Origin of the sequence: Geminocystis sp. M7585_C2015_104, from assembly GCA_015295805.1 — a bacterium.
In the GTDB taxonomy this organism is placed as follows: Bacteria; Cyanobacteriota; Cyanobacteriia; order Cyanobacteriales; family Cyanobacteriaceae; genus DVEF01.
In genome coordinates, this window is the sequence record DVEF01000052.1 from 39,775 (window position 1) to 60,585 (window position 20,811).

The following is a 20,811-nucleotide window of genomic DNA, read 5'->3' on the forward strand; positions in this document are numbered from 1 at the left end:
CATAGGCAACCCCCCACAGGTGGGAGTAACGACAAATAGCCGTTACCCGCCATAAACACTATTTCAAAAGCTGTAGACGTTTTCGAAGAATCTCCCTTTGTTTTTGGCTTTCCTCCAAGGCGTGACGTGTAGTTTCAACTACCAACGTCGGCGCCTTTTCTGTAAAATTGGGATTATTAAGACGCCCCTGTAAGGAATTTATTTCCGATTCAATTTTAGCCAGTTTTTTCTCCAACTTGGCGGTGAATTTTTCTACATCTATAACCCCCTGTAGGGGTATCAAGACTTGAATTGTACCAACAACAGAGGCAATGGTTTTAGCAGTATCCTCTTCCTCCAAACGGGAGACAATGCGGATGTTTTCCACCTTGGCTAAATCCCGGATAAACAGGTGGGTTTTCTGGAGGATTTCCCTCTCCCTAGGGTTTTCCGACTGAAGTATAACGTTTACTTTAACCGCCGGTTTGATTTCCGCCTCCGCCCGAAGATTACGTATTACTCTAATAGTTTCAAATAGCAATTGAAATTCACTTTCCAAATCCTCGTCAATGAGACTGTTGGGAATAAGGGAGGGAGGAGATGATATTTCTGGTTGCTTTGTGGAAGTAATCGTCTCTTTCATTCTGGGGTGAGATTGACGCCGGCTGGGTATCTGTTTCAGAAAACTGGCAAAAGAGGCAACAGTAGCCTTTCTCTTGTCGGCAAAGAGAAGACTGTTATAGGAAAACTGGAGAATGTAAAACAAACCAACCAGACGGAAGAAAGAGGGGAAAAGGGGTATACTGTCAACGGCAGAAACCACTGCTGCAGCAAGTCGGAAGACGACTAGCAAGACAACCAGCAGAATGACTACTAATAGGGGTTGTTGGTATTCTGCCAGTGTTTTGGGAATTTGATTTAATAAACCAACAACCGACTTAAGGTATAAAGACTTGGAGTGGGGAGGAGTGTCATCGGCAAAAGAGGTTTTATTATCCCTGGCAACTGTAAAGAAAGAATTATTCTTGGTTATTGTAATCAACTCATCCACCACGGGGAAAGACTGTAAGGCTAAACTGTCGTCTTGTTTTTGGGTAAGGGTATGCCAAATCTCTTCAGTGATGTGAGGCATAAAAGGATGCAGCAGTTTTAATATCCCCTCCAATACATAGGCAAGGGTTTGTTGTGCTACTTTACGAGAGGTAGGATTGGCATCTTGTTGTAGACGGGGTTTTACTAACTCAATATACCAATCACAAAAATCCCCCCAGATGAAATCATACAACCCCTTGGCCGCCTCCCCTAAACCATAATTTTCCAAGTAGTCAGTGGTTTGTTTTACCACCCGGTTAAATCGAGATAGAATCCAACGATCACTCAATTCCAGTTCGGTTAAACTAGGATAACCCAATTGTGCCGGGGTTTGCCCATCCAAATTCATCAAGACAAATCTTGCAGCATTCCACAGCTTGTTGGCAAAATTCCTAGATGCCTCTACTGATTTCGATTCATCCGTTTTACGATCGTACTGTAAAGATATATCTTGTCCCGCACCGGCTACTTCTCTTATCAGGGTATATCTTAAAGCATCTGTACCATATTTGTCGCACAGCAGTAGAGGGTCAATACCATTATTGGCAGATTTAGACATTTTCTTGCCATTTTCATCCCTAACCAAGCCATGGATATAGACATCCCGGAAGGGGATTTTGCCGGTAAAGTGACAAGACATCATAGTCATTCTTGCCACCCAGAAGAAGATGATGTCAAACCCTGTTACCATGGTGGTGGTAGGGAAGTAGACAGAGAAATCCTCGGTATTCTTTGGCCATCCCAGGGTAGAAAATGGCCACAATGCGGAGGAAAACCAGGTATCCAACACATCAGGATCCTGTTGTAGGATTATATCATTTCCATAGATGGCAGTGGCCTTCTTCTTAGCCTCTTCTTCGTCGAAAGCCACCACGAAGGGGGTGTCATCAGTAATTTCCCCATTAGTTTTGCTAACCACATACCAAGCGGGGATTTGATGTCCCCACCAAAGTTGACGGGAGATACACCAGTCTTGTATTCTGAGCAACCAATCCCGATAGACTTTGGCCCATCTTTCTGGTATAAAACGGGGGGATTGGTTATTTTCTAATTCATACAAAGCCTTCTCTGCCAGGGGTTTTATTTTCACAAACCATTGGGTGGAGACAAGAGGCTCAACAGGCACTTTCCCCCGGTCACTATATGGTACACTATGACGATAGGGTTCTACTTTTACCAGATACCCCTCCGCCTCCAGACGTTTTACTATATTCTGTCTAGCCACAAACCTGTCTTGTCCTGCAAATTCCCCCCCCTCTTGATTAATGGAACCATCTTTGTTTAGAATGTTGATCATGGGGAGATTGTGACGTTGACCTATTTGAAAGTCGTTAGGATCATGAGCTGGAGTTACTTTAACACAGCCAGTGCCAAAATTGGGGTCAACGAAGTCATCAGCAATGATGGGGATTTCGCGGCCGACGAGGGGGAGGGTAACACTTTTGCCAATTAGAGACTGATAACGGGTATCATGGGGATTGACGGCAACGGCGGTATCCCCCAACATGGTTTCTGGGCGAGTGGTAGCAACCTGGATATAGCCACTACCATCAGTGAGTGGGTAACGGATGTGCCAGAGAAAGCCGTCGACTTCTTTGTTTTCTACCTCCAAGTCAGAGACAGCAGACTGGGATTCCGGACACCAGTTTACCATGTATTTACCCCGGTAGATCAAGCCTTCTTCATACAGACGGATAAAGGCAGTTTTGACAGCAAAAGACAAGTCTTCATCGAGGGTGAATTTTTCCCTACTCCAGTCTGCGGATAAACCCAGTCTTTTCAGTTGCTTAACGATGGTATCACCTGACTGTTGTTTCCACTGCCATGCCCTTTCCAAAAATTTTTCCCTACCTAAGTCGTAGCGGGTTTTGCCTTCTGCCTTTAGTTGTTTTTCGATGAGGGTTTGTACGGCTATACTAGCATGGTCGGTGCCGGGGAGACAAAGAGTATTTTTTCCCTTCATGCGGTGATAACGCACGAGGGTGTCAATGAGGGATATATTAAAAGCATGCCCCATGTGTAAGTTACCTGTGACGTTTGGCGGAGGTATGACGATGGAATAGACTTCGTCGCCGGCATGGGGGTTAGCTTTAAAGACTTCACGGGATAACCAAAATTCCTGCCACTTGGCTTCCGTCTTGTGGGGGTCATATTGAGGGGGTAAAATAAACTCGGGCATAGTCATACAATGGGCTTAGTCTTCTCAAAATTAACTGACAGTGGGGAATCCTGTTTGATTATCAAGTTAGAGGATAACAAATTTTGTCGTTTCGCCAGGGGGGGTGTAAAAGGGGCATATTTACAGACTATAGCTTAGTTTTCTTCCTTTTGTCTTTGACTGTTGGCCAACAAGTCTAATTTTATTTCGTCGATGGCACGATTGAGTTGGTTAATCTTCTCCTCCAGGGTTAGACGAGTATCCCCCTCCCGGGATTCATCTAGGGGTTTGTCAGACTGTTTTTTGCGCACAAAGTCACCGGTGTTGGCGTTGGTAGACTGACTCTTGCTGGCAACAATACTGCCGATAACACCTCCTAGTATACCACCAACAATAGTGCCGAGGATGAATCCAGTTCCAAAGTTACTCTTATCACTCATTATAATACTGACGATTAGTCTTTCCCCAATTATATTGTTACCCATTTTCCCCTGTTTAACAATCAGACTGGTTGGAATTAGGGAAGACGAGGTTTGCGACTTGTGGGGGGATGAAGCAGAGGGCTTAGCGGGAAGTATACAAGTGGTGCCCACAAACTACTAACAACAGCAGAGGCGAGGGAGTTTTTTTGGTAGTTAAGCCAGATGTCTAGTTGGGGGATAGAAGAAAGAAGGCTGTACTGTAGGGCGATAACAGTCTCATTAATAATCACCATGCCGAAGACGATTAACATTATGGAAATGGCATCTTCCTTCACATATTCATCCCTATAGACATTAGTAGTTAACAACGCCACAGCCAACAATCCCAACAGGTGGGAAGGGAAGACACCAGTAAGACTATCCCATAGCAAACCCAAATTAACGGCGGCAATTATACTATGCCACAAGTTGCGTTTGACACTCCATGTTACCAGCCAAATCAATAGCCAGTTAGGAGTAACTCCCACTAATTCTAATCCCGGGATACGCACCATCAATAGGATACAACAGAAAATGACTGATATGACAACAACCAGTCGTCTTCCCCAGGGGGTGTCTCGCCAAAAGGAGGGGGGAGTATTTTTTCTCAAGTACATATACCAACAGAAAGGGGTAAATAGTTATTGATTGTGCCACGAATGAGAGAAAGGGTTTTAGGGCACTGACTCCTGCAGAGGGGGGTTTGTGTCTGTTTTGCCGCCATATTTATTCGTTCATCACAGGAGGCTGCTGGGGGTTTAGATGTGGGATTTAGTCTTTTTTTTGGCTGCGGGAAGACTAATAATTGCCTCCCTAACTTTTCCCCCAGATTATACCAGTCTTATGTCATTTTGGCCAAGTAGAAATGGGCAGGGGTTTTTTGCCATTAAACTTCGCCTGTGGGACAACCTCTTTGGCCTATAACTCCTCGGAGGTTTCTGGGAGTTTTGTTACTAGTGAGTCTCTGTGGGTTACCTTATTTTCATGATGATATTATGGCAAATTCCCTTTTCCTGAGACAACAACTGGTGTTATACCAGCCACAGGAGGGAGTGCACTGATTGCCCGGAAAAAAAAGGGGGGAGGGGAGAAAGGAAGCTGCTTTAACCCTGGTTGCCAGTTGGTTTGGGAGTGATTATATTTTTCTGGGAAATTTAGTACAAAAAAGGGTTTAAACTACACTGAATATATGTTTTTTTTACTGCCTAACTGCTGCTATTCTTCAACTCCCTTTTCCCTGGTTTTTTGGTGGTGGGCATTCAGGCTATCCCCTCGCATTTTACATATACCCAATTCTCATGGCACTTTCTCCGCAAATTGTGGGTAATATTTGCATAAGTAGGTGTTTTAGGACCTTTTGTTCCCTTATTTATTCTACCATATCCCCTCATTGCCGTTCTTGCCTGAGTATTATTTCAGGAGATTCTGGCAATTTAAGTCTGGGTTGGGGCGTTTTTTCTCCTGGTAGTAGTTTCTTTCTGTCTAGCGAAAAAAATCTCATTAATTGGAGAGGGGGAAGTCGGAAATTTTTCCACAAGCCCCACTTGCTGGAAAAGAGTCACCATGTGCCTGGGGGTAGGTACTTATAATTACAGGCCCCTGGGCCACCTATTATGAAATAACAAAGAGGAGGGGAGACGGGATAAATTTCTAACTGGCTGGGAGGATGTGGAAGGGGATAATTATAAGAGTTTTATTAACTGCCTATTTGGGCACGAAGTTGTTTTAAAATCTGGTCGATTTTATTAATCTCAGGATGTTCGTTGATATTCTGCTCCACCTTCTTGTGAGACAACTTAATCTTCTTGCCCATATTGATAATATCATTGATCAGTCTTTGACGATACTGTTCTAACTCTACAATTACAGCTTCAATTTCAGCTTGGCTGACAGGTTGATTGACAACTTCATTCATGGCAAATCCACAGTGTAAATTCAACCTCATATCTTGCCAAAGGGACTGGTGTGGCGTAAAGTAAACTTAAAAAAACTTTAAGCTGGAGGGGATATGGATCTTGAAAAGATTGAATTACAACTAAATTCTGAGGATATACAAGAGAGAATAAGGGCAGTGACGGCATTACAAAATTATACTCCAGAGGTAGCAGTGCCACTTTTGTTAAAGGCAAAGGAGGATGAACAATTTTTGGTACGCTCGTTAGTAGCCATGGGATTAGGGAGACAAAAGACGGCAGAGTCTTTCGCTACCCTATTGGAAATGTTAAAATTCGACAGAGACACCAATGTAAGGGCAGAAGCCTCTAATTCCCTTTCCCTATTTGGGGAAGTATCAATACCCCACCTACAACAGGCTTTCCATCAGGATGACAGTTGGCTGGTGCGTCTGAGTATACTAGGGGCAATGATGGAATTAAACTGCCCTAATGAGTTGTTAGATGTATGTATTTGTGGGATACGAGGGGATGACTATACGGTAAAGGAGACATGTGTGAGTTGTCTAGGGGCATTAGCAGGGACGGAGAAGGAAGAGGAGGCACTACAACAATTACTGCAGCTAGTGGATGACGAGTCTTGGCGAATTCGTGCTAAAGTGGCTATCGCCCTCAGTAGATACAATAACCCCCGTGCCACTGAGGCTCTAAATAAATTAAAACAGGATTCAGATCATCGTGTGGTGGCGGCGGCGTTAGAAAAGGAATTTAAAATGGGGGATGGTTGAAAGTCTATGTCTGTTGACTGGTTGGGATTATTAATGTTTGCCGGGGCGTTATTATTTCTTGCTACCGGCTATCCTGTGGCATTTTCCTTGGGAGGGGTAGGGCTGATTTTTGCCCTAATAGGCTGGGGTTTGGGGATTTTTGACCCAATGCTGTTAGCGGCTATTCCCTCCCGCATCTTTGGGATTATGTCAAATTATACCCTTTTGGCTATCCCCTACTTTATCTTTTTGGGGGCAATACTGGAAAACACGGGGATTGCCGAAAGACTATTAGAAACAATGGGGATATTATTTGGGCGTCTGCGAGGGGGATTAGCCCTGGCAGTGGTAGTGGTGGGGGCGTTGTTGGCGGCTACCACGGGGGTAGTAGCGGCAACAGTAGTGGCAATGGGGTTGATTTCCCTGCCAATAATGCTGCGGTATGGTTACGACAAGCGATTAGCCACAGGAGTGATTGCCGCCAGTGGCACCCTTGGGCAAATTATACCCCCCAGTGTAGTGTTAGTGGTATTGGCAGACCAATTAGGTATACCGGTGGGAGACTTATTCATTGCCTCAGTAATCCCAGGATTGTTGATGGCGGCTGCCTTTGCCATTCACGTGTTGATGGTTGCCTGGTTACGTCCGGATATTGCCCCCGCCTTACCTGCAGAGGTGAGGAAGATAGATGGGAAACAGTTGTGGATTAGAGTTAGCGAAGCCCTAGTGCCGCCGGTTTTACTGATTTTTCTCGTTTTGGGAAGCATATTTTTTGGCGTGGCAACCCCGACGGAAGCTGGGGCGTTGGGAGCCATTGGAGCCATGGCATTAGCAGGTAGGGCTGGCCGTTTGAATTGGCAAACCCTCCGAAAAGCTTGTGAATCTACCATGGTAATCACCACTATAGTTTTATTTATTCTCCTGGGCTCAACCGTCTTCAGTCTGGTATTCAGGGGCATAGGTGGCGATAGATTTATTGAGGACTTATTGGTGAATTTGCCGGGGGGAAAATGGGGTTTTTTGACGGTAAACATGACTGTTATTTTTCTCCTAGGCTTTTTTATTGACTTCTTTGAAATTGCCTTTATTGTTGTCCCCTTATTTGCCCCTGTTGCCAAAACTATGGGAATAGATTTATTATGGTACGGAGTCCTTTTAGGCGCTAACTTGCAGACATCCTTCCTCACGCCTCCCTTTGGTTTTGCCTTATTTTACCTAAGAGGAGTCGCCCCTAAGGAAGTTACTACTCAGGATATATATCTTGGTGTCATCCCCTTCATACTCCTACAATTACTAGTTTTAATTTTGATTATTATCTTCCCGCCATTGGCAACTTTTTTACCCTCCATCTCTGCTACTACTTAATAAGCAGTCAAGTGCCCCAACTTTTCCACCTTAAAATAGTCCAAAATGCCATTGGTAGAATTTTTTTGTTTCCGATTACTAAGGATTATTACAATTTCTTCAAGATTAAGCCCAAATATCCCCCCGGGGGGCATCTGAAAATACAATGTTGGTGCTACCATCGTAGAGAATGGCCCTTTCCCGTCTGATTTTTAGAACATACGAAGTACAATAGTACAGGGGATTTGAGAAAAAGGGTGAGATGTTTTCTTCTACTGTGGGAAGTTATAACAATTAGAGTTTCTACTCTCCAATAACTGCAGGGGTGAAAAAAATTTTTCTATCTCTGTCACTTCTCAGTTGCTATTACTTTTCCGAGTATAAACAAATGTTACAGTTTCTTCAAGAAATACGCCTAACATACCCCCGGGGGGCGTCTAAATATCTGTTCTTCGTGCTAGCCTAGAATAGAATGGTGCCCTCCCCATGTGTTTTTATGGTATAGCTCAATACAAAAGAGCCGCCCGGTTGAAAAGTAGTTAGGAGAGAAGAAGGAGGGGAAGAATAGAGCTTCAGGCGGTGACGATGGTCTGGCAGAGTTTGTCCTCCAATTCCTTCTCCTCCTGATAGACGGCATCGATGGCTTGTTGTATGATTTCCCTAATGGACATGCCCTGTTGATACTGTCGCAGCCACTGTTGAGCCTGGTTTCCATCCCGTAGGATGTTATAGACGGGGCTAAGAAAACAGGCAAATCCCAATTGTTTTGCCAGGGGATACAACTCTGCCAGGAGGTTTTCTAGCCAGTGACGAGCGATAATCTCCCTGCCATCTTGCCAGTGGTATAGTTTTGCCTCTAAACTATCTCGGCTGGCGGCTTCCTCGTTGTGACGAATGATTTTCAACAATTCTGTTTCTAAATCCCCTTGACTAATAGTACTCCGTTTTAAAGGATCAAGGGTGTCGTCGGCCAAAACCTGGGTGATTCTGGCTTCCAAAAGGGCAGTGATGGCTAATAGGTGGAGGGGATTAAGCACTAAATCACATATCCTTAATTCTAGACGATTTAAACTATAAGGGCGATTATCCCCATTTGGTCTCACGGAACACCACAGGTGTCTCACATTCTGCATAGTGCCGCAACTGAGTTGTTTTTCCATCCATTGGATAAAATGGCTATGATTGTGAAACAGGGGCACATGTTTGGGTGTGTGGGGAAACAGATGCCAGCGGGTGGAATGGTAACCCGTAACCCTATTGTCTAGAAAGGGGGAAGACGCACTTAAAGCCAGCAAAAGTGGTGCTTCACAGCGAATAAGACGATATGCCTGGATAAGTTTCTCTGTGTTACTAATGCCTATGTTAATATGGACACTGGCAGTTACAATGTTGGTGTGGTAGGTTTTTTCTATATACTCGTGATAGGGATTTTGGGGATCTGACCGGAAAAATGTGCTACTATCCCCCAAGGAGAGTGTACTTCCTGGCACTATGGTATAGTCCCCCAGTGTCTCCAGATACCGCCTTAATTGCTGACGCGGGCGCAGCAGGGCACACAGGAGTTTATCATAATTACAAAGAGGGGCAGTAGTATATTCCACATTACGACTGTCTGGTTCTCTTACAAATCCCCGCAAGTCTTGTACTATTCTATGGGAAAGTCCTACAATTTCTCCTTCCCTAGTTCCCGTATATACCTCTACCTCAGATCCTTTTGATAGTAGCACATCTTTCCTTTTTTCTACTGCTACCCTCTATTATCCCGTAAACTCTGTCTCCCTGACAAGATTTTTTGTCTTCCCCCATTTCTCCCTGCCGCAGGTTATCATGGGGTACTAAACAACCCATCTTACTTCTCCCCTACCCCATGATTTTACATCTTTTTTTTCGTTTAGGAATCTGGTTTCTTCTAACTTCTGATTTTAGCCCCGCTAATATTATGATCGGTATGGCTGTTGCTTTTGTTTTGCCTAAACCACGTATCTGTTTTCCTGTGAGGGAGTGGTTGCCGGTTTTCACCAAGAGTATTTTAATACTCCCTCAGGCTTATAAGGAGGCAATAGAAATGATGATTTTCCCCCATCGTTATGAGGGCTTGCAACTGGAAAAGGTTAGGCCTGGTAGACCAGATTTTCTGATATTCTTAGACATATTTTTCATCACTTTTACCCCAAAAACTGTGGTGATAAAATACCACAAAGAGGGCTGGTATGAAGTCCATAAAATTCGGAGAATTCAACCCCTTATTGATGAGAAACAAAAATGAGGTATATTATAATCTGCATGCTGCTACTGCTCTTAATTCCTATCTATCAGACGGCAAGGGAAGAAGACATTTGGCAGAGGATGTTGGCAGCCAGCAGTGTCTCCACCAAGGCGGCTGTTATGACTTTGGCAATTGCTACTTTTAGGGATGATGAGATGATGACAGTGGTGGGGGTTTTAATCCTAACTGTTGGTAACGGGGGATTAATGCTTTTGGCCCATCTTCTAAGGAAAATTAGTAGTTAAATAGGGAGAAATAAATGAAAGGCAATGTGGCTTATAACTTAAGGGCAATCAGGGGAGATTAAATGAGGAAAAATCTTAACAGGCTTTTAGGTAGAATTACCAGCGGTTTTACAGGAGGGAAAATGATGACAAATGCCAGTTACTTTCTATTAATTTTGGGCTTAATATTCTGGACATGGGGTACCATAACTATCCTAGAGAAAAGGTCAGTGTTGTATAAACTACACGGTATCTCTGTATCGGATACCCTAGGTTCAATTTTGATAGTAATAGGGCTGGCACTGCAAGGGGGGCATAAATTATCCCTGCTAATTTTGGCAATAATTTCTCTGGCTCTGTGGAATACAATGTTGGGTTACGTTTTAGCTTATTGTAGTAATGAACAGGGAGGTAAAAAACTAGATGGATGAGCTTTATGTTTATTTGGTTGTAGCCTTGTTGCCCATCGCTTCTCTTCTCCAATTATTACAAGAAAACCCTTATCAGGCCCTGGTGGTAAGGGGAATTTTAGGGGCAATTGCAGTTTTAAGTTATATTGTTTTGGGGGCAGCTGATGTGGCCTTGACAGAGGCACTAGTGGGCACACTCTTGGGGATTATTTTATATATAGTAGCCGTCCGTTCCTCTTTTGTAATCCGTCTGGGAGTTGTTAAGGGGGAATATGGGGAAGAATTTAAAAACATCCTCGAGGAAACTAGGAAAATAATCAAGAAAATACATCTTCGTTTAGAATTAGTATACTCCCCAGATGAAGAGACATTACAGGAGGCATTTTGCCAAAAACAAATCCATGGGTTTTTAATATATAGTCCCGAAAAAAAATACATACTCCATGTCAGAACAAAGGGAATACTTGAGTTAATTGGCAGGGAGATAAAAACAGAATATTTAATTCTAGGAGGAGAATATGATAAAAATTTTGTACGTAATGGCAGCAGTAGCCTTAATGATAAAAATTCTATTACTACCAAATGAAATGGCACAAGGGGAAGAATCATTTGTGGAAATGATAGTCAAAGACACAGGAATACCTAATGCTGTGTCTGGGATTATTTTCGCCAATCGTCTCTACGATACTATCTTTGAGGTGATTGTATTCACCATCGCTATTGTGGGAGTTAAACACCTATTAGCCAATGAAAAACCTACTCTCGTAGTACACCAATTTACAGATAAACCTTCAATAACCCTAGCAAGACTGGGGGCAACCATTGTAGCACTTGTAACCATTGAACTTTCAATAAGAGGACACTTAAGCCCCGGGGGGGGATTTGCGGCAGGGGTTGCAGGGGGCACAGCCATTGGTTTGATTGCTATAACTTCCTCTTCCCAGTGGATGGAAAAGATTTATAAACGCTGGCAGGCAGAAACAGTAGAAAAATTGTCCGTATTGGCCTTTATAATCCTAGCAATAGTCAATCTTATGGGACTAGAATTACCCCGTGGCGAATTTGGCAGTCTTCTCAGTGGTGGTATGATTCCTTTACTGAATATCATAGTAGCCTTAAAGGTAGCCTTGGGCTCATGGGCCGCCATTTTACTTTTTATCCGCTACAGGGGATTATTATAAAACTGCCAGTTAATGATTTTTCTTTCTTTAATTCATCCTCTGGCCTATCTTTTGGGATTTCAACTACTGTGGGGGGTTTTTACAACACTACCAATTAGTGACTTCCCCCTTTTTGTCATAATTGCCATGAACTGTATTTTGTAATTGTAATTTGTCTCCCTGCCTTGCCTACTGACATGACATTATAACAAAATAACTAACTTTTTATGGGGTAATTCCGGGATGCCTAGGATTTTTCTTTAATTCTTTGCTTTTTTCTTTGTCAAATTTCTTTTATCAAAACACTTGGCTGTTGAGGAAACACAATACCCCCTTGCCCAAATGATTCTTTCTAGTAAAGGAGGTTGTGGGGGAATTATATGGTCTTGTGATTACCCTTGCACAGACTACTATACGTGGCGGCGGTTGCCCTTTTAAATTTGACAATCAATGTCTATTTTCCCATATAATACCGCTCAACTTTAAAGCTTATTTTATCCTCAGTCCCCTTGTTATCTTCTCCTAATCAGTTGTTGCTTTATCAATTATTGCTTTGGCGAGGAAGCAAAATTATTAATAACAATGCTTGGAATATGATGGCCGTTTCGTCAACTTTTAGAGGCCAACAATTCCAACCATATCCCTCCTGTGATCAAACAGGTGTGTAGCCCCTATTGAGAAAACTATTCTAAATAATAATGGCTCTGTTTTTTTAGGGTTTTCTCCTAGTTGTTGAACTGATTTTAACTCTTCGGTTACAATAACTACTAGATATTACTGACTCAAAAAATACAGTTATGATAGATAAACGGGTGTATAACACTCAGATAACAATAAAAGACGGGAAAGTTTTTTGAATTCCAACACGAAAGCAAGAAGTTATAGCATGAAGAAGTCAAGATATACATACAATAGAAATGTCAGTCGACGGTTATAAAATCCCGTGTAAAAGTGTAAGTAAAGCGTTAGTTGCTGGGCATCCACGTTTCAGAAAAACACTAATAGTCTCCAATAAAGACTGTAAAATATACTGAATTCCGGGAGGTATGGAGAATGTTTTAGAGGGGAATCTGAAGAGAATTCATCCACAAAAGCTAGCATAAATACCATAATATAAATTGCTTTTTAACAACAAAAAAGAAGTAAAATGGGGATGGCAATCATTGCCACACTGTTATGTCTTAAAAGGGAGATTTAATGAAAGAGTAAGAGGTGTACAATCGGCCAGATAAGAGTATTTTGGATTTATACTTCCCTAAGGGCAAATAATAGTTACTAAAAACAACCAAAAGACGAGACAAATAAAGGTGCAACAGCCAACTAGTTATTAACCAATATCTCGATTTACACTCTCTAGAAAACAAACAATACTGGCAATCAACAATGGATGAATATTTTCAATTTCTGCCCACAGTGATAATTACTCAAAACGAAAGAAAGCTCTATATTACCTAGGGGGAATAGATGCTTGCTATTTCGCCAATAAAGGAGAGAAAAATATAAGTAAAACGTTTTGACAATAAATATGTTCAATGGGTAAAGCTGCCAGCAAAATGGGTAATATTGAAATATAATTTGACGCAAATAAAACAGCGCTCTGATAATTATTGTGAAATTAAAATGGATATTATTTATCCCATAAGACTCTATAATAACGGAGCTAATGGAAGAATATTATGCTTAAATTTAATACATAAATGGAAATTAATAAATATATTTAAAAGTATAAGTTCTCTGGAAAAAGCAATAATATAGGAGGTGAAAGGTATGGGGGAATATTCTAAATTATTGTTCATTGAAGCAGCAGAAAGAAGAAGACAATTTTATAAAACAAAAAGGACAACCTTGTGAGGAAGTTAGGCAGGGAATACCGAGGATTCTAATTGTTGTCTAAAAAAAGAGGCATAGCATACAACTTGTGGAAAACAAATACTTGGCCCGGCAAATACAGGAAATGGTGGCACTACAAACCAAATGACACAAGGAGTTACTGAGGGAGGATAAGTATTTGTAATTTGGGGGGATAATTGTTTGTAAATGTTTGTGTAAACCTGTGAGTTACCAACACAAGATAATACATCTAAATTTATTGTTACTATAGTTGAAAGGAAACCTATAAATCCATTAATAAGGTTAAATATTTCAAGTTGCTATTTTTATTGTTAAAGCAAAACCATATAGCCCATGATAATATTTAATCTGTTAGTATGAGGGCCGGACATGAATTCCCTGGTATTTCTATTTATCAATATGTAAAATATCTGCAATTTAATTTTGTAAATTAATAGGCCTTGATAGTGAAGAGGTGTTATTGGATAATAGAAAAAAATGAAACGATAGGAGGGGAAAAATTATGACACAGGGGAGGGATGTCCAAGTTTATACCATAGCGCCAGAGACAAAAGTATTACGTTCGAGGACATGGGAACGATTAAAGTTTGAAGTAGAATATGGGTTGTGTAGGGGCACCACAGCCAATTCCTTCTTGTTGGAGGGGGATAAAATTGCCGTAATTGACCCGCCGGGAGAGTCATTCACGGAAATTTACATGTCAGCCTTGGCCGAGAGGATAGACCTAGGTAGGATAGACTATCTTATTCTAGGACATGTCAACCCCAATAGGGCAGTCACCATAAACCGATTACTACAACAAGCGCCACAGATAACTATTATCGTCTCTAACACAGGGGCAAAATCCCTACAAGAGATTTTTAACCACAGTTATCCGGACACTATTGCTAATAAGCCCTTGGACATAGTAGCAGTAAAGGGTGACTATAGTCTAGACCTAGGGAAGGGGCATCAGTTAGTACTCTTCCCCACCCCCAACCCCCGTTACCCCGACGAATTACTTACTTATGACAGCAAGACGCAAATCCTCTACACCGACAAATTATTCGGAGCACACGTTTGTGGTGAACAGGTGTTAGATGAAGGTTGGCAGATTTATCTAGAAGATAGACGTTATTATTTTGACTGTGTGATTGCTCCTTGTGCAACCCAAGTCAGTAAGGCACTGGAAAAAATTCAGAATTTCCCTGCCACCATCTACGCCCCAGCCCATGGTCCTCTGGTAAAATATGGTCTAAGGGAGTTAGTCCATTCATACAGGCAGTGGTTAGCCAAACAGCAGGGTCAGGAGTTAAATGTAGCCCTGATTTACGCCTCAGCCTACGGTAATACGGCCCAGATAGCCTCTGCCATTGCCCGGGGAATAACCAAGGCGGGGGTAAGGGTTGAGTCTATCAATGCCGAGTATGCCAGTGATGAAGAGATTAAGACAGCCATAGCCCAATGTGATGGATTTATATTTGGCTCCCCCACCCTAGGTGGACATGCCCCCTCCCAAATCCAAAAGGCCCTGGGGATAGCCCTAACCACTGCCGAGGGAAATAAACTGGTGGGGGTGTTTGGCTCCTATGGTTGGAGTGGGGAGGCTATTGATTTGCTAGAATCGAAATTGAGGGATGGGGGTTATCGTTTCGGTTTTGAGACTATTCGGGTAAAATTTAAGCCCACAGAGGAAGTGTTAAAAACCTGTGAAGAGGCTGGCACTGACTTTGCCCAGGCTTTGAGAAAATACAAGAAATCCCTAAAGGCCAAGGACAAGGGCATAGAAGAAACCACCACCCCAAGGGCATCTCAAGCCCTGGGAAGGATTGTTGGCTCCCTTTGTATAGTCACCACCAAGAGGGGGGATTTGAAGGGGGCCATGGTAGCTTCCTGGGTTTCTCAGGCCAGTTTTAATCCTCCCGGCATAACCGTGGCAGTGGCCAAAGAGAGGGCCATTGAATCCCTCTTACCCATTGGGGCTCATTTTGTTTTAAATATACTACAAGAGGGGGAACATGCCGACCTGATGAAACACTTTTTAAAACCCTTCGCCCCCGGGGAAGATCGTTTTGTTGGCATAGACTGGGAGGAAGGTAGTAACGGTTGTCCCATCTTGAAGTCTGCCCTAGCCTATTTAGAATGTGAGGTGAAGAATCGTCTAGAGTGTGGGGATCATTGGGTATTATATGCCCTTGCCCACAAAGGGAAAGTCCTGTCAGAATCCGGCATTACTGCCGTGCATCACCGCAAATCCGGCGCCCACTACTAGGGTGTGGGGGGTAGGGGATAGGGGGTCCCTAAGGGCTCCAACATTCCCTAGTCTCTAATCCCTATTCCCCAATACCCTCACCCTGATTTAAACTGTTTTAGGCGTTCAATTAAATGGTCAAAATAGGGGGAAAGGAACGATTTTTGTTCCTCAGAAAAATAGTACAAACTATAGGTTTTCACCTTCTCCAGTCCCAATACCATTGCCGGCAGGGGGACTTTTAATTCTTGATAAAGCAACTCCATATTTGCTAAACCAAAATCGCTGGTGAATTGTTCAATTTTCCCCGCGATGGCGTAACTTATACAGCGGAGAAAATGCCAGAGGTCGCGCCAACAGGCTTCTGCCCTATTGGGGGGATAAAGTTCCCCACCTGGGCCGGTAATTTCCGGAAAAGCTTTTAATACTTCCTTTCTGGCTCCCTCTACAATTTCCTGGGCCTTGTCTCGGATTGTTTTGCTATTTTCCAGACTTTCCCTGAGAAAAGGCACCAGATTTGCTATTTCTTCCATATCAGAATCGCTGAGGTATTTCCCCTCATCGTCTGCTTCTTGGAATATACTAATCACCCTCTCCGGATAGATATTTTTCACAGTTTCCAAACTAAAAATTCTGGCTTTTGGTATTAGTTCTTTTGCTCTTTCTGTTAACATAATAATTTCCGTAAATGTTTAAGATTTTTTCTGGAAAATGCTCTTAGCTTTTTCTCTAATTAAGAGGTCAGGGTCGTCACGAAATTGAGATATAGTCTCCCAGTCACCCAGCTGAGAAAGTGCTAACAAACAAGCGTATTTTAAATCGAAAATATCTGTGTGTATATTTTTTCTGAGTAAATGGAGGACATTATAGCCACCAAAATTGGCTAGGGCCAAGGCAGCAGCAGCACGGGATTTTTGAAATTGAGGGGCAGTGTTTTCCAAGGCTTCTACCAACAAGTCAAAAGCGGGTTGGTATTTAAGTCTCCCCCACAATCTGATAACATGATAATGGGCTCCATAGTCGTTATGAGCCTCCCGTTGCCAAGTGTCCATTAGAATCTCCCCTAACCCCTGACGGTGGTATTGTTGGAGAGTCTTGACGGCAAGATAACAGCGGCCAAAGTCGGTGTGATACAATTCCTGGATGAGGAAATCGACACTAGGAGGGGCATCATATTCATGTACCAGTTCCAGGGTGTTGGGATCATCATAGATCACCTGATCTAAATAGGGCTCGACTTCTGAGAAGGATTTCACCCCTCCACGGATGGCATTTTCCCCAAGATGACGAATACCCCGCAACCGGAAGACAATGGAAACTGGACAAGAAGCAATGGCCGGTATGGCGGGATAATAATTTAAGTCCATCAAGTCCTGAATAACCCCCCGTCTGACATTCACATTGGGAGACTGGAGAAAGTCCAACAGTCTGGAAACTTGACTATAATCCCCTTCTAGACGGGCAAGGGCACTAATGGCCGCACTTACCACACAGTCGTCATTGTAGGCAAGAAAGGGACGAATAGAGTCGGCTGCTGGCTCATACTGCAAACGGGCTAGGGTTTGGATGATTACCCGATAATTTTGACCAGGTTTGGCCAAAAGGGCAGTAATTTCCTCCAACAAGGAGTCGTCGGTGGTCCCTATTTCCCCTATTGCCCATACGGCGTTTTCCACCGTGTAACAGTCATCGTCTGCCAGACACTTGCGAATGACGGGCAATGCCTCTTCCGCCTTAAACCTCCCCAGGGTTTCTATGGCCTTTCTCTTGGTAATCCTGTTGTACAATTGGTCATCACAATTTTCAATGGCCTCTATTAGCGCCCGGATAGTCCGAGGACTTTTGAAGTGTACTAGGTGACAGGCAGCAGCATACCTGGCACTGGGGTCATCTAATTTCTCCAGGGGGGTTTGTAAGAGGCGGAGGGCAGCTTCCTCAGTAATATTGAATAGTACGCTGAAACGCTTATCCATAATGCCACCCTAACGATTAAAACGAGCGTCGTTAACCTCCTTGAATTTGATAACCTGTTCTAAACGAGAGGTAGCACTCTTAGCAGCCTCCCTCAACATTTCATCCCTGGATTCGTCCTGGCAGACGGCGTTGAGGGCATCCATGGCCCTTGGATCGGGAATTGAGCCTAGGGCATTTATAACCGCCATGGCTACTGAGGGATTTTCTGTAGTTTGCAAGGATTCCGTCAATATCTCCAACCCCTGAGTGCCCATCTCCCCAAGTGCCATAATAGAAACTAAGTGTACCACGGGATTGGGGTCTTCAATACAGGCTTTCAAACCGGCTAAAGCCTCCTCGGGGAAGACGATGTCAGGATAGTTGACGGCTACCTGTGCCAAAGCTTTGCCACAACTGGCCCTAACTACGGGGTTATCACTGGTAAGGAGAGTCTCCACTAGGGGGTTTACAGCAGGCAAGCCTATGGCACCAAGGGTTTTTACCGCCGCCCGTCGATATACCACATCCTCCTCCCCCAATAAACTCATTAAGCGGGGAATAGTAGTCTCATCCCGGGATTCGGCAATTTGCCATATGGCCTCTTCTCGTAAATGGGGGTTAGGATGTCTTAACTGTTCAAATAGGGCATCCATACTCATAGTCGGCCACCTGTCTGTGTCGGTTTAAGGATCAATTATTCCATTGTTGTTGATTAGGATGACCCCATTGTTAAACAAATTAAAGATATATTGCACGCCGGAAATGGGGAGAGGCAGCAAAAGCCATTACAATAGAAGACTAGTAACTGAGGACACCTAATAGCATGAAAATAGCCAATAATATTACAGAACTAATAGGAAGGACACCTCTAGTAAGACTAAACAGGATTCCAAAAAGTGAAGGCTGTTTTGCAGAGATTGTGGTAAAGTTGGAGAGTATGAATCCCACCGCCTCGGTAAAGGACAGGATTGGGGTGAACATGATAAACGAGGCGGAGAAGGCAGGTTTGATCCAACCCGGTAATACCATACTAGTAGAGCCTACATCCGGCAATACGGGCATTGCCCTAGCTATGGCGGCAGCAGCCAAGGGATACCAGCTAATTCTCACCATGCCGGAGACTATGAGTCTAGAAAGAAGGGCTCTTTTGCGCGCCTATGGGGCGAAACTAGAATTAACCCCCGGCATAGAAGGCATGGCTGGTGCTATTCGTCGCGCTCAGGAAATTGTTGAAACTATACCCAACACCTACATGCTACAACAGTTTGAAAATCCCGCTAACCCTGCAATCCACCGTCAAACCACTGCCGAAGAGATATGGCAGGATACAGAGGGGAAAGTGGACTTTTTAGTGGCAGGAGTCGGTACAGGAGGTACAATTACAGGAGTAGCAGAGGTAATTAAACCCAGAAAGCCCACTTTTAAAGCCATTGCCGTTGAACCAAAGGGTAGCCCTGTATTGTCGGGGGGTAAACCGGGGCCCCACAAAATCCAAGGCATTGGTGCTGGTTTTATCCCAAGAGTACTGAAATTAGACCTGATTGATGAAATTATAGCAGTCAGTGACGAGGACGCCATGAAATATAGTCGCCGTCTCGCCAGGGAGGAGGGAATCCTATCGGGTATTTCCACTGGTGCTGTCTTGGCAGCTGCTATTCAAATTGCCCAACGTCCCGAAAATGAGGGTAAACTAGTTGTCATGATTCAAGCCAGTTTTGGCGAACGTTATCTTAGCACACCTCTGTTTCAGGATTTGTCGTGTTAGTACAAGGATGAACTATTACGAGTTATTACAGGTAAAACCCAATGCCACCCCCCAGGAAATCAAACAAGCCTATCGGCGGCTGGTAAAAAAATACCACCCCGACAGTCAAAGTGACTCTGCCGACCATGAACTCATTGTTAAACTCAATTTAGCCTACGAAGTCCTAAAAGATCCAGAAAGTCGTCAACTTTACGATAAAACCCTACAAGATAACACCGTCAGCTGGCAAAAATCCCGTCAACAGAAACACAAACAAGCGGCTAAACAACACCAAAACACCACTCAACAAAGAAAGGCCAAACAGGAAAGTCAACTCAGGTGGTTAAGACAAGTCTATCTGCCTGTTAGTAGTCTTCTCCATTCTATCCTAGAACCCCTGGAGGAGGAAATAGAGGCTCTGTCTGCAGATGTGTATGACGAGGAGTTGATGTCATTTTTCCTTGCCTATCTCGAGGATAGCACCCAAGCCTACGAAAAAGCCAAAAATCTCCTCTCTTCTCAACCCAATCCCAGTCTCTATGCCAATATTGCTGCCAATCTCTATTATTGTCTCAATCACATCCATGACGGCTTAGAAGAATTAACCCGATTCACCCAAACCTACGAAGAATACTACCTCCACCTGGGCAAAGAATTATTCAACCTGGCAAAGGAAGTCCACTCTCAAGCCTCTGCCATGGCCAAACGATTTCTCTGATACCCCCTTGACGCTCACCCCTTTCTGTTTGTTATAATATTACCGCTGACCACTCCTCTTCACCTTCACCAGCCACCTTAGCTCAATTGGCAGAGCACTCGACTTGTAATCGAAAGGTTACCGGTTCAAGTCCGGTAGGTGGCTTCTATACCCCCACAACAGGGCTAGAAATACCCTAGTACAGTCTCTCAAGGGAAGACTTCCCGCCCGTCTCCCCCCCCAGTGGTGGGCGGCCCCTTCTGTGTCTCCAGAAATTAAAGGCTTTGGCCCATCCCACCAGCCGGGTTTAATTACTAACCCCATTCAGTATAGTCTTGACTGCCCCCTAAGACAAGGGCAGGCAAAAGCAAGGGGCCATAAAAACCTCAAAATTCCCACTTGAACCCCTCTTGTTTTCCCCGCCGCAATGGCACAACAAGGCAAATATGTTAACTGCTGCTACTTTCCCTTACTTTCTCATTCCCTTTGGTTCCATAAAACAAGTCAATAGCACAAAATTTTTACTATTTTCAATTAATAGAAAAGATGATAAACGCCCAATATAAGTGATTAAAATCATCGA

General features: G+C 43.5%; 19 protein-coding genes and 1 tRNA gene. 11 read left to right on the forward strand and 9 right to left on the reverse strand.

Annotated features, from left to right (window positions below):
* Window positions 1-58 precede the first annotated feature (58 nt).
* The 4 genes from IGQ44_05885 to IGQ44_05900 form a co-directional block, all read right to left on the reverse strand.
* Window positions 59-3,256: a valine--tRNA ligase gene (locus IGQ44_05885; protein HIK37500.1), complete on the reverse strand. Its 3,198-nt coding sequence runs from the start codon at window positions 3,254-3,256 to the stop codon at window positions 59-61.
* 128 nt (window positions 3,257-3,384) lie between these two features.
* Window positions 3,385-3,669, reverse strand: a complete 285-nt coding sequence (locus IGQ44_05890) for a hypothetical protein (protein ID HIK37501.1) — start codon at window positions 3,667-3,669, stop codon at window positions 3,385-3,387.
* Between the two features lie 77 nt (window positions 3,670-3,746).
* Window positions 3,747-4,307 (reverse strand): rod shape-determining protein MreD, encoded by a 561-nt coding sequence (mreD, locus tag IGQ44_05895; protein ID HIK37502.1) that lies wholly within the window; start codon window positions 4,305-4,307, stop codon window positions 3,747-3,749.
* Between the two features lie 1,079 nt (window positions 4,308-5,386).
* Window positions 5,387-5,605: an acetyltransferase gene (locus tag IGQ44_05900; GenBank protein ID HIK37503.1), complete on the reverse strand. Its 219-nt coding sequence runs from the start codon at window positions 5,603-5,605 to the stop codon at window positions 5,387-5,389.
* A gap of 93 nt (window positions 5,606-5,698) precedes the next feature.
* Between IGQ44_05900 and IGQ44_05905 the strand changes: the two genes are divergently transcribed.
* Complete coding sequence (locus IGQ44_05905) at window positions 5,699-6,370, forward strand: HEAT repeat domain-containing protein (GenBank protein HIK37504.1); 672 nt, start codon at window positions 5,699-5,701, stop codon at window positions 6,368-6,370.
* A gap of 6 nt (window positions 6,371-6,376) precedes the next feature.
* Window positions 6,377-7,714 carry a TRAP transporter large permease subunit gene (locus IGQ44_05910; GenBank protein ID HIK37505.1) on the forward strand — a complete coding sequence of 446 codons (1,338 nt, stop codon included), beginning with the start codon at window positions 6,377-6,379 and terminating at the stop codon, window positions 7,712-7,714.
* A gap of 551 nt (window positions 7,715-8,265) precedes the next feature.
* Here the strand turns inward: IGQ44_05910 and gshA are convergent.
* Both gshA and IGQ44_05920 read right to left on the reverse strand, forming a co-directional pair.
* Window positions 8,266-9,420, reverse strand: a complete 1,155-nt coding sequence (gshA, locus tag IGQ44_05915) for a glutamate--cysteine ligase (protein ID HIK37506.1) — start codon at window positions 9,418-9,420, stop codon at window positions 8,266-8,268.
* Window positions 9,398-9,541, reverse strand: coding sequence for a hypothetical protein (locus IGQ44_05920; protein HIK37507.1), 144 nt, complete (start codon window positions 9,539-9,541; stop codon window positions 9,398-9,400). Before IGQ44_05920 ends, gshA begins: the two co-directional genes overlap by 23 nt.
* A 19-nt stretch (window positions 9,542-9,560) precedes the next feature.
* Here IGQ44_05920 and IGQ44_05925 point away from each other — a divergent pair, with 19 nt between their 5' ends.
* The 6 genes from IGQ44_05925 (at window position 9,561) to IGQ44_05950 (ending at window position 15,855) form a co-directional block, all read left to right on the forward strand.
* Complete coding sequence (locus tag IGQ44_05925; GenBank protein HIK37508.1) at window positions 9,561-9,959, forward strand: cation:proton antiporter; 399 nt, start codon at window positions 9,561-9,563, stop codon at window positions 9,957-9,959.
* Complete coding sequence (locus IGQ44_05930) at window positions 9,956-10,204, forward strand: hypothetical protein (GenBank protein ID HIK37509.1); 249 nt, start codon at window positions 9,956-9,958, stop codon at window positions 10,202-10,204. Before IGQ44_05925 ends, IGQ44_05930 begins: the two co-directional genes overlap by 4 nt.
* Before the next feature lie 122 nt (window positions 10,205-10,326).
* On the forward strand, window positions 10,327-10,614 hold the full coding sequence (locus IGQ44_05935; GenBank protein ID HIK37510.1) for a monovalent cation/H(+) antiporter subunit G: 288 nt from the start codon (window positions 10,327-10,329) through the stop codon (window positions 10,612-10,614).
* Window positions 10,607-11,179, forward strand: coding sequence for a DUF4040 domain-containing protein (locus IGQ44_05940; GenBank protein HIK37511.1), 573 nt, complete (start codon window positions 10,607-10,609; stop codon window positions 11,177-11,179). Before IGQ44_05935 ends, IGQ44_05940 begins: the two co-directional genes overlap by 8 nt.
* A complete protein-coding gene (locus IGQ44_05945; GenBank protein HIK37512.1) occupies window positions 11,115-11,774 on the forward strand; it encodes a Na(+)/H(+) antiporter subunit B in 660 nt (219 codons plus the stop codon). Before IGQ44_05940 ends, IGQ44_05945 begins: the two co-directional genes overlap by 65 nt.
* A 2,332-nt stretch (window positions 11,775-14,106) precedes the next feature.
* Window positions 14,107-15,855 carry a diflavin flavoprotein gene (locus IGQ44_05950; protein ID HIK37513.1) on the forward strand — a complete coding sequence of 583 codons (1,749 nt, stop codon included), beginning with the start codon at window positions 14,107-14,109 and terminating at the stop codon, window positions 15,853-15,855.
* Between the two features lie 77 nt (window positions 15,856-15,932).
* Here the strand turns inward: IGQ44_05950 and IGQ44_05955 are convergent, their stop codons facing one another.
* The 3 genes from IGQ44_05955 to IGQ44_05965 are packed head-to-tail and all read right to left on the reverse strand — an operon-like array spanning window position 15,933 to window position 18,446.
* A complete protein-coding gene (locus tag IGQ44_05955) occupies window positions 15,933-16,508 on the reverse strand; it encodes a phycobilisome protein (GenBank protein ID HIK37514.1) in 576 nt (191 codons plus the stop codon).
* Window positions 16,509-16,526: 18 nt separating this feature from the next.
* Window positions 16,527-17,807 (reverse strand): HEAT repeat domain-containing protein, encoded by a 1,281-nt coding sequence (locus IGQ44_05960; GenBank protein HIK37515.1) that lies wholly within the window; start codon window positions 17,805-17,807, stop codon window positions 16,527-16,529.
* 9 nt (window positions 17,808-17,816) lie between these two features.
* Window positions 17,817-18,446 (reverse strand): HEAT repeat domain-containing protein, encoded by a 630-nt coding sequence (locus IGQ44_05965; GenBank protein ID HIK37516.1) that lies wholly within the window; start codon window positions 18,444-18,446, stop codon window positions 17,817-17,819.
* Window positions 18,447-18,610: 164 nt separating this feature from the next.
* Here IGQ44_05965 and cysK point away from each other — a divergent pair, with 164 nt between their 5' ends.
* The 3 genes from cysK (at window position 18,611) to IGQ44_05980 (ending at window position 20,393) form a co-directional block, all read left to right on the forward strand.
* Window positions 18,611-19,552: a cysteine synthase A gene (gene cysK, locus IGQ44_05970; GenBank protein ID HIK37517.1), complete on the forward strand. Its 942-nt coding sequence runs from the start codon at window positions 18,611-18,613 to the stop codon at window positions 19,550-19,552.
* 7 nt (window positions 19,553-19,559) lie between these two features.
* On the forward strand, window positions 19,560-20,249 hold the full coding sequence (locus IGQ44_05975) for a J domain-containing protein (GenBank protein HIK37518.1): 690 nt from the start codon (window positions 19,560-19,562) through the stop codon (window positions 20,247-20,249).
* 71 nt (window positions 20,250-20,320) lie between these two features.
* Window positions 20,321-20,393, forward strand: a tRNA-Thr gene (locus IGQ44_05980).
* Window positions 20,394-20,811 lie beyond the last annotated feature (418 nt).